Below are 12,265 nucleotides of genomic sequence, written 5' to 3'. Positions count from 1 at the left end.
CAAGTTCCGACGGCCGTCTGGGATCAACCCTCCGAGAAGCACGGAGATATCTCAAGCTTGAAATCCAATCGCCACCGTCTCAAAGTCGTTGACGCGTTTCGATGCGCCAAGCGTTCCTCAAGGTCGCCCTGCGCATCGGGGAACACAAGCCGCGCCGCAGAATCCCCCTGCCTTCGGCCTATCCGTATCGGAAAACTCTCGTGTCGATGGCGGACCGCATCACCGCTCAAGGCCCCTGAAGCAGGTGGCATGTGCCGCCGGATGAGCCCTCAACATCAACCCCGCTCTCAAGACCCTCACCGAAAAGCCGCCGTCAATCCGGCCACTGCCGCTCGCCTCGGTCAAACCCGGGGGCTGTCATATTCTATTCGCCTATATTGCTATTGCACAATGAATTCCGCGTGCAAAGAGCCAGAAGCCTTGATTGCCTTAAGAATATCAATCATATTTCTTGGCGAAACTCCGAGAGAATTCAACCCATCGACAACTTCGGACAATGTGACTGCATCATTCACCAAGACCAACCCAGTCGCATCCTCCGAGATACCCACTTCCGTCCTGGGAACCACGATGGATTCAGCGCCAATCGTAAACGGGTTCGGCTGCACAACGACAGGTGTTTCCCGGATTCTCAAAGTCAGGTTTCCCTGGCTGATCGCGACTCTGGAGATCTGAACATCATCGCCCATCACGATGGTTCCCGACCTCTGGTCGACAACAACCCGCGCTTTTCTCGCCGGCATTATCCGAATGTTTTCCAAGCCGCTGATCAACCTCGCCGGCGTCAAGCGAGTCGCAGCCAAGTCCACCTGCACCGTTCCCGAATCCAGCATGGCCGCAGAATTTGCGCCAAGGCGCGCCTTGATAGCGTCAGTGATCCTCGCCGCTGTCGTGAAATCGGGTTCGCGCAATGCGAGACGCATTGTCGTCATCTCCTTAAAGTCGAAATCGATCTCCCGTTCAATTCTGGCTCCTGACGGAATGACGCCCGCAGTCGGAACGCCTTGCGTCACGGACGCGCCATCGCCTTCGGCAAACACGCCTCCGGCAATGATGGACCCCTGCGCGACAGCGTAGATCTCACCGTCCGCAGCATTCAACGGCGTCATGATCAACGTGCCGCCCAACAACGATTTGGCATCGCCTATCGCTGAAACCGTGACGTCTATTCTTCCACCAGACCTCCCAAATGGCGGCAATACTCCGGTCACAAGAACAGCCGCGACGTTCTTGGGTCGAAACCGCTCTCCAGACACATTGATGCCGAGGCGTTCAAGAAGGTTCGCCAGAGCCTCTTCGGTGAAAGGGGAATTTCGCAACACATCTCCGGTGCCGGCCAACCCGACCACCAGCCCGTAGCCAACCAGATCATTGCCGCGGACGCCGTCAAACTCGACCAGATCCTTGATGCGCACCCGGGGCCCGGAACCGGTTCCATCCTCCTCCACGCCGAAAGCGGCATCGGCGTCTTTCTGCATGACGCCCGCCATGGTGAATGCCGGCAACGACGCGGCCATCAGCGCAGTCAGCAAGAAGATCCGGAGCATTGCCAAATCCTTATCTGAGGAAGTTCGTCAGGGTCAGTTGCGATAGGCGGGCGGTGATCGTGAACATGGATTGAAGCTGGGATTCGACCGCTTGGAACTCGGTCGCCGCTTCATACGGATCCTTGGCCACGATCGCGGATCGGGCCAGATCGAGCGCGGCGCTTTCGGCGGCCGTTCTGGTCTTCACGGCCTCGACGCGCGCCTGGGACAGCCCGACTTCGGAGCCCAATTGCTGGATTGCCGCCGTTGCGTCCACGGTTGAGCGAGCGCTGTTGGAAAACAGATCCATGGCGTCCGCGTCGCTCCCGCCGAATGATCCCTCCACGGCGATGACCGAGATCGCAAGCGCGCGCAGCAATTCGCGCGATGCATCGGCGTCGGCGCGAACGGTGAAGGACAGCGTCTGACCACGACCGATCACGGCGTCTGGAGCGTCGCTGTCGGCGCCCTGATACGCCGAGGTCGAGAAGCCGCCGGCCGGGTCGCGAAAATAGTCATCGATCACCGCGAGCGCATCCGCGGCGGTCGTCGTCGCGCTGGTGAGGGCGGCGATGTCCGAAAGCATCTCCTCCGACGACGCCAGCGCCGTGCTTTCCACGTCTGCGCCGGAGAACAGGGATCGACCGGCGAATCTCGTGTTGAAAGCCGAAACCACGGCGCTGAACGCGCCTCGCGCCTGCCCGGCATACAGGCGGGCGGCCGCGCGATCTCCGCGTTCCACCGCAGCGAGTTGATCGACGCCGATGCTGCTGCCCGCAATCCGGGCTGCGTCAAGCGCGGCTTCCGTCGCGTCGAGACGGCCGCCGGCCAGCTTGATGGCCGCAGAATATCCTTCAACGCGCGTCCGCGAACTGTCGATCGCCAACAATCGGCTGATATCGCCGCCTGACGCGGCGACAAGGTCGTGCTTGAGGCCCGTGGTCAGTTCTTCGCCAGAGATGCGAAGCCGCTCGGAAACGCGCGCCGTCGCCGTTTGCAGGCGCTGATTGGCGGCCAGGTCGGGAAGGGAGGGGAATCGCATCGCTAGATCTCCAGCAGTCGGCGCATGAGGGAATCAACCACTTCCATCACGCGGGCGTTCGCGGAATAGGCCTGTTCGACCAGCAGCAGATTGGACAGCTCCTGATCCGTATTCACGCCCGTGAACGACGCCTCCGTTTCGCGAAGCATGGTGTAGCGCCCTTCCTGATAGGCGGATGCGGTCTCGGCCTGGCTCGTTGCATGCGAGCGAACGGCGCTCAATCGCTCGGCAAGCGAGGTGGCGTTGAAACTGCCGACGACATCAAGCCCCGCCGGCGGCGTTCTTTGCTCCGTGATGCTGGCGATCATGGAGCGAAGAATGCCATTCTCGCCTTGCAGACCCGGCGCGGCGGCGTTCAGGCCGTCGCGAAGCCGCCAGAGTTCGCCTCCGTTCGCAGGATCCACCGCGGCGTTGACTTTCAAGCGTTCGGCCAGCCCGAGTTCGTCGGCGGCCGCGAAGGCGTTTCCGGAATCGGTGAACAGCCCCGCGTCGCCGGGAAGCAATGTGGGATCCACTGCCGGATCTTGCAGCCGTTCGACCAGGTCGCGCGCGTAGCCGTCGGCCTGCGCGCTGAATTCAGGCGCCAGATCGTCGCGAATCTGGAAATGCGCGCCAAGAGACCCGCCGTCCAGCTGGCCTCCGCCCGCCGGTTGGCCGATGGTTATTGCGCGTCCATTCAGGGTCAGGCCCGACAGCGCGCCGGACGCGAGGGTCATGTCGGGGGTGATGATCCTGGTCGGGGAGAAGCCGATCTCGGAGGCCCTGCCCTCCAGCAGCACGGCGCCATTCCCGGTATAGAGCGCGATGGCGCCGTCTTCGCGCCGCGCGCTTCGAATCGGAATCATCGATGACACGGTGTCGATAAGCTGCTGTCGCTGCTCCTCCAGCGCCGCGAGATTGCCGCCGCCCAGACTGCGAATGCGGATCTCGGCGTTGAGCGCCTCAATCTTGCGAAGCGAATCGTTCAGAGTGCTCACTTCGCGGGCGATGCTCGCGTCCGCATCCATGCGAATCCGGCTGGTTTCCGTCGACAGCAAGTTGATGCCGCGAACGAGATCCGCGGACGATCCCAACGCTTGCGCCTGTAACGCCGGGCTTTCCGGCGTGTCCGCAAGCGCGCGCAGGTCGGTTTCAAACGCGACGGCGCGGGCCGCGAGGGAACCGGGATCCCCCGGCTCGCCAAGGGCCGCCGAGATCCGGGCCTGCGCGGCCGCCAGCGCGCCCCCGCGACCCAGATCGGCTTCGGCCTGCCGGCGCTCGGCGGTGGCGCGAGGATTGGCGACCCGCGTGACGCCCTCGACCCGCACGCCCGCGCCCTGCCCGGCAAGGCTGACCGACGTCACGTCGATCTCCCGGCGCGAGTACCCTTCCGTGAGCGCATTCGCAACATTGTCAGAAATGATCTCGGCCGTGCGCGACGCGGCGGTCATCCCTGAAAAGGCGTTTGCGAGCGCAGATGTGATACTCATGCCGTTACTCCGTCAAAAGCCGGTTTCAAACCGGCGCGTCACCTCTTAATATTCGTTGTTTCCTGCAGCATCTCATCCACCGTCTGGATGATCTTGGCGTTGGAGGAATAGGCGCGCTGGGTTTCGATCAGCGCGGTGAGCTCGCCGGCGATGTCGGTGGTCGATTCCTCCAGCGCATAGCCGATGAGCTGACCGGTCGGGCCGGCGCCGCTGTCCCACAGGTAGAGCGAGCCGCTCTGCGCGGTGAGCGAGTAGGCCTGGCCGTCCTCGGCCTTCAAGCCGTTGTGGTTGGGCACGTCCGCGATCGGAACCTGGTAGATCGTGCGGATGAACCCGGTGTCGTAGATCGCGTTGAGAAAGCCGTTCTCGTCGAATTCCACGGAGGACAGCGTGCCGACCTGCGACCCGTCCTTGGTGATCGGGACCGGCGTGAATTCCGCCGAGAGCTGGGTCAGCTTGTCAGTGGAGCCGGGCGTGCCCACATTGACGTTCATCGGTCCGCCTTCGACGGTGACGGCGAGGACCCCGGTGAGCGCGTCGTAGGTGGCGCCGGCGACCGGAGTCACGGACAGGAGCGACCCGCCGGACCCCCGGCTGTCGTCGAACACCAGCGTCACCTCGGCGATCGGGTTGGAGGCTGCGTCGGTCGCCGTGTCCTCGATCGTCATCGTCCAGGTGTTCGACGAGCCCGCGGCGGGAATCGTCGGCGTGAACGAGGTGGTCAGCGTCTGCGAGGCGCCGACATTGTCGAAATACTCGATCGGCACCACCAGCGTGTCGCCGGACGCGCTCGCCTGGGTGGCCACCGCCGGCAGATTGACGCCGAGGCCGATGTTTTCCGTGGGCGACGCCGCGAACTGGTTGTTGAAGATGCGCACGGGCTCGAGCCCGGCGATGCTGTCCCTGGGATTGTCAGGCACGTCGCCGCCGGGATCTGCCGGCCATCCCAGGAGCGCCAGTCCGCTGGCCGTGCGCAGCAGCCCGTTTTCGTCGGGCCGGAACGATCCGGTGCGCGTGAGCAGCAGCGGCGGATTCGATTCGCCCAGCGTTGCGGCGGATGCCGTGGTCGTGGGCAGCATGCCGCGCCCGCTCACCGCGATGTCGAGCGCATTGGTGGTGGTCGCGAGCGAACCCAGCGCCGTGACTTCGCGCGTGGTGGCCGAGCGCACGCCGCCGGCGGTGTAGGATCCCTTGGTGGAGGAGACCACCATCGACGAGAACTCGGCCTCCGCGCGCTTGTAGCCAAAAGTCGCGGAGTTGGCGATGTTGTCGGAAATGGTCGCGAGCCGGCTGGCGTTGACGCTCAGTCCGGTGACGCCGGCGTTGAGCGCGGAGGAAATGGTCATGGGGGTGTCCTTTGCTTTGGGGGCGGGCCGGGTCAACTCGTCATGGAAGCGCCGAAGCATCGACGCCTGGGGGTGGTCGTTTCTTCGAGCATCCGGGATAAACATTGCCACCGGGTAAACCACGCGGGCGGCGCTTGGGGCTTGCCGGGGCATGCGCAAGGCAAACCGGCGAGCGGCGATGGCGGGCGGTCAGTGCGCGGCGGCGTGGCGTTCGGTCAGCCGCCGGATGTGTTCCTGCAACGCGGCGTCGGGCGCCGCGGTCAGCTTGATCGCCTTGCGGCCCTCCCAGGCGCCCAGCCGCCCGGTCGCCAGCAATTCGCCGGTGTCGAGGCCGATATCGACCCGGCCCCGGCAGCTTTCCGGCAGCGGCAGCACGACGCCCGGGCGCAGGGCCTGCAATTCCGAGACGCTCAGTTGCAGGCGATGCAGCACGGCGATCAGATGCAAGGGCGCGGCGCTGGCGGCCGCGGCCATGTGACTGGACCAGATGTCATTCTGCTGGGCGGTGGTCATCTCGCCGGGATCCTGCGGAATCAGCGCCTTGTAGGAATCGAGCACCGAAAGCGGCAGCACCAGGTCGAACTCGCCGCTGCGCCCGGCGTCGCCGATGTCCAGGGACAGCCGCATCACCAGCACGTCGGAATGCTCGGGCGCGATCCGCACCATGGTCACGTGCTGCTCGAAATGGCTGAGACGCATGGCGTCGCTCACGCCGGGTCCGAGATTGAGCCGCAGCGAGGCCTCGAAAGCGTTGACGATGGCGCTGATGAAATCCGCGCAAAGCGCGCTGTCGATGGCGGTGTTGGCGCGCGCGACCGGCTTGGGCGTGGCCATGGGATCGCCGCCCATGCGCAGATCCACGATGTGATAGGTCAGGTCGGGGCCGAGATTGACCAGCGCGCTGTCCTTGGCGTTTTCCACCGCGATCACGCCGATCATCGCCGGCGAGGCGATTTTCTCCAGCACATGCGACAGCTTCTGCACTTCGCAGCTGATCACCACCGCGCCGACGATGGTGCGCATGAACCCGCGCAGCTTTTCGTCTAGGATTTGAGCGAAAATCTCGCCAATTCCCTCGACCCCGCGGATGGGCGAGCGGCCGACCCGGCCGCCGTCCAGCTTCCTGGAGATCACGCTTTGTCCTGATTCATGCATATGCGGCGATTCCCGACTGTCCGTTGGCGCCAATCTGGGCGGCGTTCCTTGCGAACTGCTTAATGGCGGCGCATCGGCGCGCCGAACCCCCCGCAACGAATCGGTTTTTCGGAAACCCGCCGGTAACGTTCTCGGGTCAGGGTGCTCGACGGGTGAGAACAAAAGGGGTGTGGCGCATGGCGCAGACCGGCGAAGGCGTAATCAACGTCACGATCATCAAACGCAAGAAAGTGTCCGGCGGCGACGGACATCACGGCGGGGCCTGGAAAGTCGCCTACGCCGATTTCGTGACCGCGATGATGGCGTTCTTTCTGCTCATGTGGCTGCTCAACGCCACCACCGAGGAGCAGCGCAAGGGCCTGGCGGAGTATTTCGACCCGCGGGTGCCGATCGCCAAGATTTCGGGCGGCGGCGCCGGCGTGTTCAAGGGCGACAGCGTGTTTTCCGAGGAAACCATGGCCCAGGACGGCACAGGCGCCACCGAGAAGCGGCCCAGCGAGGAAAATCAGGCGCGCGGCGCAACCGGCGCCGAATCGATGGACAAGCCGGAGGAGAAGCTCGCCGACGGCATGGCCGAGCTCGAAAACCTGTTCATGGGCATGTCGGGCGAAAGCGATGTCGAGGACGACCTGCTGTCCCAGGTGCGCACCCGGGTCACCGACGAGGGCCTGATCATCGAGCTGTTCGACGTGGAGGGCGCGCCGCTGTTCAACATCGGTTCCGCCCATCCGACGGCGAAGATGCTGGCGCTGCTGAAGATGGTCGGCGGCGTGGCGGGCATGCTCACCAACAGAATCGCGGTCGAGGGCCACACCGATGCGGCCCCGTTCAGCGGCGCCGGCTACGGCAATTGGGAGCTGTCCTCGGATCGCGCCCAGGCGGCGCGGCGCGTGCTGGAGGACGCGGGCGTCGAAGCGGATCGCGTGGCGCGGGTGACCGGCAAGGCCGACCGGCAGCTGGCGCTGCCCGACGACCCGCTCAACCCGCGCAACCGGCGCATCGCCATCACCATCCTGCGCAGCGACCTCAAGCGCTGAGGCCGCCCCGCGCCGCCGCGGCCGAACTCAGTTGCCTGACTGGGCCCAAGACATGACCGGGGCCCGGGACCTGACCGGGACCCGAGGCGTGATTGGAGCCCGAGGCGTGATTGGGGGCGGGCGCGATCCGGGCCCGCCAACGCCGCGCCGCGGCAGCACGGGCGCGGGGCGCGCAATGACGGGCAAAGCGCCCGGCGGCGCGGCCCGGGGCGAGATCAGACCCGATTGCCGGCGCCGGGGGCCGCGACAGCCGTCGGGCGCGGTTCGGGCGCATGATCGACCGCCTGAAAGGCGCCGACCCTCTCCGGCCCGCGCGCCGCCGGCCGCGGCGCGGCCTTTCGCTCAGGGACTGGCGAAATCGCCGCTGGCGCCCAGATTGACCGCATTCAGAAAATCGCGCGCCGCGTCGCCGCGCACCATCGCATCGGGCGCGCAGCGGCGGGCGAGGACATAGCCCTCGCCGAACGCCTCGCGCCAGGCCTGCAGCCTCGCCTGGTCCCGCGGCGTCGGATGCCTCGGCAGCAGCAGAATCGGCATGGTTTCGCGAAATCTCAGCGACAGCCAGACCCGCAGGCGCGCCAGCTGCGCCCCCGGCGCCAGCCGCCACAGCGCATCGCATTGCAGGATGGCCGAATGGGCGGCGCTGTGGCGGATCTCGGCGGCGAAGGCGTCGAGCGCGTCGTCTGCGCCGCCCAGCGCGAACCGCGCGAGCGGCGCGCAGACCTGCACGCCGTTCACCCGCCCCATGGTCGAAGGGATCAGCACCCCCCGGCGCGCCAACCGGCCCCGGTTGGCGGCGATCAAGCGGCGAACCGGGGCGGAATCCTCCGGACGCGCGGCCACATGCAGGTAGCAGAACAGGCGCGGCGGCGGGGCGCCCGAGTCCGGATCGACGGCGGTCGGGAACCGCGCCCAGGAAGGCGCCGCCGGGCTGCGCCCCCCGGGGGTCGCGGAGGGCGCGGCGCCGGTCATATGACCTCGTAGCCGAAGCGTTCGAAATCCGGCGCGTAGAAGGCGTTGATGCGGTCCAGGGTCGCGCGCTCCAGCCGGGTCACGTCGTAGCGCGCGCCGCCGGCGCGAACCGCGTCGCCCTGAGTGATGTTGCGCCGTTCGGGATCGCGCCCGCCGAGCAGCTCGACGACGCGGGGATCCCAGTCGTCGGGGCTCTCGACCTTCGAGACGACGTCGATCAGGCGCGCGCCGTCCAGATAGAAATAATCGGACTGGCGACGAAAATGCACCCGCTTGACCTCCATATCCAGCAATTCCTCGTCAAATGCCCATTTCGACAGCTGATTGAGCACGGTGTAGAAACAGTCGGGATCCCCCATGACCGCATCGCGCATCAGCGGCGTCGTCAGCTTCAGATGCTGCGCGAAGGCCGAGCAGAACCGCTGATACGGGTCGCGCACGAAACCGAAGGTGAACGCCTCCTCCAGCATGTCGAACACGTCGCCGTGGAACTCGCGCAGCTGCGCCAGGGTCAGATGCGCGCGGTCCAGCGTGCGCCCGGCGGCGGGATAGGGGATCCAGCCCAGAAAGAACCTGCCGGTGGTGTCATGCTTTTTCAGCGCGGTGCGGAAGGTCATCCCCCCGGCCTTGGGATTGTGGATGAAGATGAATTTCCGGGTCTCCGAAACGATCATGCCGGCCCTTCGCGTTCCTTTTGCCCGAACGGATCCGAGCGGTTCCGACCGCGCCCGCCGCCGCCGCGGCGGCGGGATCAAAGCCGGACGCAAACACAGCCGACCAATGGTGTCAAATCGCGATTCCCCCGCGCGCGGCAAGGGGTGCGGCAGGGGGCCCGGCAAGGGGTGCGGCCGGCAAGCGGGCGTTTGACTGGCGCCTGAGCGGCTGCTAATGCGATTCAGACGCCCGAAGCCGGGGCGAAGGGGACGATCGATGGGCGCAGACCGCGAAAGCAACGCAACGCAGGCGCCTCCGCGCGGCGCGCTGCACTGGCTCAGATGGCGCATGGATCCGGGCTATCGCGCCTGGCGCGACGCCGAACGTCGCATGGGTTGGCTGCGCAACGAAATCGCGCAGCTCAAGAAGGAAAAGCGGCTGGTGGAGCTGGACGCGGCGGCGGCGCGCGAGGAAACCGCCGACACGCTGCGCCGCGTGGCGCTGGCGGAGGACGCGGCGGAGATGGACGCGATCCCCTACCTCGCCGGTCTCAACGCTTCGCTGGCGCGGCTGAAGAAGGTTCCGGCGCGGCGGCTGAAGGCCCCGGGCGAACAGCTGACCCCCGGCGTGGCGCTGCAATTCGCGCCCGAAGCCGGGGTCGAGGCCGAGATCCTCGACGGCGATGATTTCGGGCTGCGGCTCATCGATCGCGGGGCCTCGGACTGGTTCGGCCTGTCCCTGCGCCTGCCGCTGGTGCAGTTGCAGACGGCGCGCTGGTTCGGCCTGCGCATCAGCGGCCGGGCGTCCCATGCGGTGAGCGGCGCCGCGCTCATCCGCTGCGCCCATGGCGAAAGCCATGCCGACATCCCGCTGCCGGTCGAATACGCCTTTGACGCGACGCCGGGGGACAATCTCGGCGTGGTCGAGGTCAGGGGCCGCACGGAGCTGGAGGGCGCCGATCACGCGGATCTGCTGCTGTTCTTCCGCCAGTCCAGCTTCGAACTGCATCTGAGCGCCGCCGACATCTTCTGCGCAGCCTGAGGCGGGGCGGTGTTTTCCCTCGTCATCCCCGCATACAACGACGCCGAGGGCGTGGCGCGGCTGCTGGCCCGGCTCGACGCCATGGGCGAGGACGTGGAGGCGATCGTCATCGACGACGCCTCGCCCGACCCGCTGGCCGATCGGCTCGCCGACCGCGCGCCGGGCGCGCATGTGGACCTGAAGATCCTGCGCAACGAGACCAATCTCGGCCCCGGCCCCAGCCGCAACCGCGGGCTGGCCGAGGCGAGCCGCGACTTTCTGCTGTTTCTCGACGCCGACGACCTGCTCTGCCCGCAGGCCTTCGCGGCGCTGCGCGACAACCTCCCGCGCTCGCCCTGCGATTTCACCCTGTTCCGCTACCATCTGGTGAGCGACCCGGCGGCGCCCCACACCTATCGCATGCTGCCGCGCGACGAGGCGATCTGGACCGCCGCGCGCGAAACCGTGGATCTAGACGGGCCGATCCTGCTGGCCGACGCGCCCGACCTCACCCGCTGCGCGGCGTTTCCGTGGAACAAGCTGTATCGCACGGCGTTTCTGCGCGAGGCCGACGTCGTCTTCCCCGACCTGCGCCTGCATGAAGACGTGGAGCCCCACTGGTGCAGCTTCATCATGGCCGAGCGGTTCCGCGTGCTCGACAGCGGGCCGCCGCTGATCCAGCATTTCCGGCTGGACAGCGCCGCCCGCGCCACCGACGACGCCACGGCGCAGCGGCTCGACGCCTTCACCGCCATCGGGCGTTGCTTCAACGATCTGGCGCCGCTGCGCGAGGACGCCGAGATTTTCGCCCAGTTCGCCCGCTTCGCCCTGGATCTGGCGGGCTGGTCCATGGCCAAGTTCCGCGGCGACCCGCTGTCGGCGCGCGCCCAGGCGGCCGCGACCTCGCTGTTCGCGCGGCTCAACGCCCATGCCGAGGAGCGCGGCTGGCTGTTCGTGGATCCCCATCTCGGGCTGAGCCTGGCCGACGCCGCCGAGGCCCCCCTGCTGCTGGCGGCGCCCCATGGCTGAGGTCTCGATCATCATCGTTTGCCGCGATGCGGCGGCGTTCATCGAAACCGCGCTGCAATCGGCGCTGGACGCGCCGCTGCCCGACGCGGAGATCGTCGTCGTCGACAACGACTCGCGCGCCGCCGCCCGCCGGCGCATCGAATCCGTGATCCGGCGCAATCCGAAGGCCCGCATCCGCCCGCTGCATCTGGCGCGCCGGATGCCGGACATCGCCGCCGCCGAGATCGGGCTGGGCGCGGCCCGGGGCGCGATCGTGGCGTTTCTCGACGGCCATGACTGGCTGTCGCCCGAGGCGCTGGCCCGCGCGGCGGCGACGCTCGCCGCCTCGGGCGACGATTTTCTGGCGCTCGGGCATGAGGTTTTCGACGGCGCTTCGGGCGAATTGCGCGCCGGCCCGGACGCGGCGCGGCTGGCGCGCGCCGCCATGGCCCCGACGCCGGACGGGCAGCGCCGCGCGCTGCTGCGCTGCGGGCCGATGCTCTGGGGCAAGATCTGTCAGCGGCGCTTTCTGCTCGACGCCCGTTTCCCGACGCAAGGCGATGGTTTCGCGGTCGCCGCGCACGCCCATCACTGGCGCTGCCTGCTGTCGGCGCGCGACGTGGGGGTGTTCGAGGCGCCAACCCATGTCCGCCGCGCCCGCCCGCCGCGCCCGCCCGACGGCGCAGCCGCGATCCGCGCCCTGTTCGCCTGCCACGACCGCATCCGCGCCGATCTGATCGCGCGAGACCAACTGACGGCGCATGAAACCGCGCTGGCCGGCTGGCTGCTGACGCGGATCGCCCGGCGGCTGGGGCGGATCGATCCCATGGGCCTCTACGCGCTGTTCGACGGGGCCGCGGAACGGCTGGCGCTCATCGACCCGGCGCGCCTTGACGCGGCGACCGCCCGCCGCCGCCCGCCGCCGGGGCAGGCCATGCTGTTCGCGGCGCTGCTGGCGGGCGACCGGAGCGGCTTCGCGGGCGGGTTTCTGGATGCCCGGCGCATGGATGGCGGCGCGCAGGATTGATCGACGCCG

General features: G+C 67.4%; 11 protein-coding genes. 4 read left to right on the top strand and 7 right to left on the bottom strand.

Annotated features, from left to right (window positions below):
• Positions 1-380 precede the first annotated feature (380 nt).
• The 5 genes from AC1HC7_RS10985 to AC1HC7_RS10965 all read right to left on the bottom strand — a co-directional run bounded on the left by AC1HC7_RS10985 (position 381) and on the right by AC1HC7_RS10965 (position 6,538).
• Positions 381-1,478 (bottom strand): flagellar basal body P-ring protein FlgI, encoded by a 1,098-nt coding sequence (locus AC1HC7_RS10985; protein WP_479495045.1) that lies wholly within the window; start codon positions 1,476-1,478, stop codon positions 381-383.
• A 79-nt stretch (positions 1,479-1,557) separates the two neighbouring features.
• The gene (locus tag AC1HC7_RS10980) at positions 1,558-2,568 is read right to left on the bottom strand and encodes a flagellin (RefSeq protein ID WP_479495018.1); all 1,011 of its coding nucleotides are present in this window, start codon (positions 2,566-2,568) and stop codon (positions 1,558-1,560) included.
• Positions 2,569-2,570: 2 nt separating this feature from the next.
• Entirely contained in the window at positions 2,571-4,037 is a 1,467-nt protein-coding gene (gene flgK / locus AC1HC7_RS10975) for a flagellar hook-associated protein FlgK (RefSeq protein WP_479495017.1), read from the bottom strand.
• Between the two features lie 38 nt (positions 4,038-4,075).
• Entirely contained in the window at positions 4,076-5,383 is a 1,308-nt protein-coding gene (locus tag AC1HC7_RS10970; protein WP_479495016.1) for a flagellar hook protein FlgE, read from the bottom strand.
• Between the two features lie 189 nt (positions 5,384-5,572).
• Positions 5,573-6,538 carry a FliM/FliN family flagellar motor switch protein gene (locus AC1HC7_RS10965; RefSeq protein ID WP_479495015.1) on the bottom strand — a complete coding sequence of 322 codons (966 nt, stop codon included), beginning with the start codon at positions 6,536-6,538 and terminating at the stop codon, positions 5,573-5,575.
• Between the two features lie 176 nt (positions 6,539-6,714).
• Here AC1HC7_RS10965 and AC1HC7_RS10960 point away from each other — a divergent pair, with 176 nt between their 5' ends.
• A complete protein-coding gene (locus AC1HC7_RS10960; protein ID WP_479495014.1) occupies positions 6,715-7,575 on the top strand; it encodes a flagellar motor protein MotB in 861 nt (286 codons plus the stop codon).
• A 342-nt stretch (positions 7,576-7,917) separates the two neighbouring features.
• Here the strand turns inward: AC1HC7_RS10960 and AC1HC7_RS10955 are convergent, their stop codons facing one another.
• Together AC1HC7_RS10955 and AC1HC7_RS10950 are read right to left on the bottom strand one after the other, a co-directional pair.
• Complete coding sequence (locus AC1HC7_RS10955) at positions 7,918-8,547, bottom strand: hypothetical protein (protein WP_479499018.1); 630 nt, start codon at positions 8,545-8,547, stop codon at positions 7,918-7,920.
• A complete protein-coding gene (locus tag AC1HC7_RS10950) occupies positions 8,544-9,221 on the bottom strand; it encodes a sulfotransferase family 2 domain-containing protein (RefSeq protein ID WP_479495012.1) in 678 nt (225 codons plus the stop codon). The genes AC1HC7_RS10955 and AC1HC7_RS10950 overlap by 4 nt, the downstream gene beginning before the upstream one ends.
• 256 nt (positions 9,222-9,477) lie before the next feature.
• Here AC1HC7_RS10950 and AC1HC7_RS10945 point away from each other — a divergent pair, with 256 nt between their 5' ends.
• Genes AC1HC7_RS10945 through AC1HC7_RS10935 form a run of 3 tightly spaced genes read left to right on the top strand, consistent with a single transcriptional unit; the run spans position 9,478 to position 12,256 of the window.
• Positions 9,478-10,242, top strand: coding sequence for a hypothetical protein (locus tag AC1HC7_RS10945; protein WP_479495011.1), 765 nt, complete (start codon positions 9,478-9,480; stop codon positions 10,240-10,242).
• Positions 10,243-10,251: 9 nt separating this feature from the next.
• Positions 10,252-11,250, top strand: coding sequence for a glycosyltransferase family 2 protein (locus AC1HC7_RS10940; protein WP_479495010.1), 999 nt, complete (start codon positions 10,252-10,254; stop codon positions 11,248-11,250).
• Positions 11,243-12,256, top strand: a complete 1,014-nt coding sequence (locus AC1HC7_RS10935) for a glycosyltransferase family 2 protein (protein ID WP_479499017.1) — start codon at positions 11,243-11,245, stop codon at positions 12,254-12,256. Before AC1HC7_RS10940 ends, AC1HC7_RS10935 begins: the two co-directional genes overlap by 8 nt.
• Positions 12,257-12,265: the final 9 nt, after the last annotated feature.

The organism is Oceanicella sp., assembly GCF_056449545.1.
The sequence above is the reverse complement of the archived record's forward strand: the minus strand, read 5'-3'. Positions and strand labels throughout refer to the sequence as shown.

Coding starts and splice junctions, on each gene's coding strand:
- AC1HC7_RS10985 (WP_479495045.1), bottom strand. CDS start 1,478: ATGCAGAAAGACGCCGATGCCGCTTTCGGCGTGGAGGAGGATGGAACC.
- AC1HC7_RS10980 (WP_479495018.1), bottom strand. CDS start 2,568: ATGCGATTCCCCTCCCTTCCCGACCTGGCCGCCAATCAGCGCCTGCAA.
- flgK (WP_479495017.1), bottom strand. CDS start 4,037: ATGAGTATCACATCTGCGCTCGCAAACGCCTTTTCAGGGATGACCGCC.
- AC1HC7_RS10970 (WP_479495016.1), bottom strand. CDS start 5,383: ATGACCATTTCCTCCGCGCTCAACGCCGGCGTCACCGGACTGAGCGTC.
- AC1HC7_RS10965 (WP_479495015.1), bottom strand. CDS start 6,538: ATGCATGAATCAGGACAAAGCGTGATCTCCAGGAAGCTGGACGGCGGC.
- AC1HC7_RS10960 (WP_479495014.1), top strand. CDS start 6,715: ATGGCGCAGACCGGCGAAGGCGTAATCAACGTCACGATCATCAAACGC.
- AC1HC7_RS10955 (WP_479499018.1), bottom strand. CDS start 8,547: ATGACCGGCGCCGCGCCCTCCGCGACCCCCGGGGGGCGCAGCCCGGCG.
- AC1HC7_RS10950 (WP_479495012.1), bottom strand. CDS start 9,221: ATGATCGTTTCGGAGACCCGGAAATTCATCTTCATCCACAATCCCAAG.
- AC1HC7_RS10945 (WP_479495011.1), top strand. CDS start 9,478: ATGGGCGCAGACCGCGAAAGCAACGCAACGCAGGCGCCTCCGCGCGGC.
- AC1HC7_RS10935 (WP_479499017.1), top strand. CDS start 11,243: ATGGCTGAGGTCTCGATCATCATCGTTTGCCGCGATGCGGCGGCGTTC.